The following is a 1,607-nucleotide window of genomic DNA, read 5'->3' as shown; positions in this document are numbered from 1 at the left end:
CCCTGACCGCGATCAACTCGTTGAAGGAGCCGGAACCCAAGTTCAGCTCCCAGACCAAAGACAAGCTGGTTTCTTCGGAAGTGAAGACCGCGGTCGAACAGGAAATGGGCAAGTACTTCTCCGACTTCCTGCTAGAAAACCCGAACGAAGCCAAGCTTGTCGTCGGCAAGATGATCGACGCCGCCCGTGCTCGTGAAGCCGCGCGCAAGGCCCGTGAGATGACCCGCCGCAAAGGCGCGCTGGACATCGCCGGTTTGCCAGGCAAACTCGCGGACTGCCAGGAAAAAGACCCGGCGCTGTCCGAACTGTACCTTGTGGAAGGTGACTCTGCGGGCGGCTCTGCCAAGCAGGGACGTAACCGCAAGACTCAAGCCATCCTGCCGTTGAAGGGCAAGATCCTCAACGTCGAGAAAGCACGTTTCGACAAGATGATCTCTTCCCAGGAAGTGGGCACCTTGATCACCGCGCTGGGCTGCGGTATTGGTCGCGAAGAGTACAACATCGACAAGTTGCGCTATCACAACATCATCATCATGACCGATGCTGACGTCGACGGTTCGCACATTCGTACCCTGCTGCTGACCTTCTTCTTCCGTCAGTTGCCAGAACTGATTGAACGCGGCTATATCTACATCGCCCAACCGCCGCTGTACAAAGTCAAGAAAGGTAAGCAAGAGCAATACATCAAAGACGACGACGCCATGGAAGAGTACATGACGCAGTCGGCCCTGGAAGACGCGAGCCTGCACCTGAACGAAGATGCCCCGGGCATTTCTGGCGGAGCGCTGGAGCGTCTGGTCAATGACTTCCGCATGGTAATGAAGACCCTCAAGCGTCTGTCGCGCCTGTACCCACAGGAACTGACCGAGCACTTCATCTACCTGCCGGCCGTGAGCCTGGAAACGCTCGGCGACCACGCCGCGATGCAAGAGTGGCTGGCCCAGTACGAAGTCCGCCTGCGCACCAATGAGAAGTCCGGCCTGGTCTACAAGGCCAGCCTGCGTGAAGATCGTGAACGCGGCGTTTGGCTGCCAGAAGTCGAACTGATTTCCCACGGTCTGTCGAACTACGTCACATTCAACCGCGATTTCTTCGGCAGCAATGACTACAAAACCGTCGTCACCCTCGGCGCTCAGCTCAGCACTCTGCTCGACGAAGGCGCTTATATCCAGCGTGGCGAGCGAAAGAAAGCGGTTACCGAGTTCAAGGAAGCTTTGGACTGGCTGATGGCTGAAAGCACCAAGCGCCACACCATTCAGCGATACAAAGGTTTGGGCGAAATGAACCCGGATCAGCTGTGGGAAACCACCATGGACCCAAGCGTGCGTCGCATGCTCAAAGTTACCATCGAAGACGCCATTGGCGCAGACCAGATCTTCAACACCCTGATGGGTGATGCGGTCGAACCTCGCCGTGACTTCATCGAGAGTAATGCTTTGGCGGTTTCGAACCTGGACTTTTGATTTCGTGTTTGGCGCTTTTAACGGTTCGATCTTCTCGGTCGAAAGCGGAGAAAAAGAGGTGTTGACAGCAGCGTGTAACGCTGTAGAATTCGCCTCCCGCTAACGAGAGATCGAAGGCGCAAGTGGTTGAAGTTGTTGAAGAAT

At 56.1% G+C, this 1,607-nt stretch carries 1 protein-coding gene; it reads left to right on the top strand.

From position 1 onward, the window contains the following. The coding region (locus tag ACIOWA_RS27980; protein ID WP_401162933.1) for a toprim domain-containing protein at positions 1–1,463 on the top strand (1,463 nt) is incomplete at its 5' end. Between the last annotated feature and the right edge of the window lie 144 nt (positions 1,464–1,607).

The organism is Pseudomonas sp. NPDC087614, assembly GCF_044743485.1.
GTDB classification, from domain to species: Bacteria; Pseudomonadota; Gammaproteobacteria; order Pseudomonadales; family Pseudomonadaceae; genus Aquipseudomonas; species Aquipseudomonas baetica_A.
This window is presented reverse-complemented; position numbering and strand designations above follow the sequence as displayed.